This is a genomic window from Plesiomonas sp., from assembly GCF_051650925.1.
Lineage (GTDB): Bacteria > Pseudomonadota > Gammaproteobacteria > Enterobacterales > CAMTGL01 > Plesiomonas.
In genome coordinates, this window is sequence record NZ_JBOFRH010000564.1 from 1 (window position 1) to 1,077 (window position 1,077).

General features: G+C 45.4%; 2 protein-coding genes. One reads left to right on the plus strand and one right to left on the minus strand.

Annotated elements, in window-relative coordinates:
• On the minus strand, positions 1-673 hold a 673-nt coding region (locus ACRC27_RS13375; protein ID WP_438640108.1), incomplete at its 3' end, for a DUF2987 domain-containing protein.
• Between the two features lie 207 nt (positions 674-880).
• Between ACRC27_RS13375 and ACRC27_RS13380 the strand changes: the two genes are divergently transcribed.
• Positions 881-1,077, plus strand: a 197-nt coding sequence (locus tag ACRC27_RS13380; RefSeq protein ID WP_438640109.1) for a hypothetical protein, incomplete at its 3' end; no start/stop codon positions are given.

The window sequence follows — 1,077 nt, forward strand, 5'->3', positions numbered from 1 at the left end:
GCTGAATAAACGGTGTTATTTTTTCTGGAATGGCCGGAAATGTAAGTAAATCTGTCTCTATATTTACCATTTGTTCCGTATTCAGGGTCAAAATATGATTTTTTATATAAAGCGGATTTTTTGATGTAGTTCCAAGAACTTTGCCATCCGCCACCGGAAAGTGCAGCACTAACCCCGAGACATGCGGCATATAACGGCGGGTGACAAAAGTGCCAAGGCGTTGATAAACCTCGTTCATATCTTTTACCAATGCGGCCAGTTGCTTACCTTCTATCTGTGTCGTCATCGGCAACGTGCTAACCACTTGTACAGACAAACTGCACGGCTGCTCCGCATTGATATCCATCGTCAAATTTGGGTTAAGGCTGCGCAAATTGGTATCCAGCGGGATTTTGATCTCCTGATCTGCACTGGGCTGCAACACTTCCTGATGCCGACCGGATGACATCACAATCTGGCGAATCTGGCAGGTTTGGCCGTTTTGCGGATTAACCAGGAAATACGCGAGACGCGCTTGCAGCGCGGGCTTATCTGACGCCGCTATACGCATTGGGTCGTCATAAAAATTCTTATATTCAAAGACCTGCGTGACAGCTTGCACAGCAGTACAGGGTAACAACGTTAATGCAGCAGCCACATATGCGGTCATTCGCGCAGAAAAGAAGAATGCCATCAGTCCCTTTACTCCCTTGTCAGTATGACTTCCTTGTATACGGCATAATAACAGAGCGAACGGTTTTCCACCGCTCTTCCTGCGTTTTCTAAGTGATAGCCGAATAAGTCATAGTTGTGTAAGTGATGGTTGTATCGTGATAGGCAAAACCCATGTAACACGTAATCAATGAGTTACACGTCAAGTTGAAAATAGCGGTGACATCACGTGGCACTGCAAGGTGCCGGTTTGTACCGCGAAACGTCCAATGGCAAATTTATGGGCACAAACTATCATTTGAGCTTTCGCAGTGAAAAGAGGAAAATTGCGCCGATAAGGGGAAAACGCCTTTTATTTCTGGGCAGTTACCATTATCATTCGCGCTCTTTTTTATATCCAGTGGCGTCTTTGGTTAACAGTCTTTT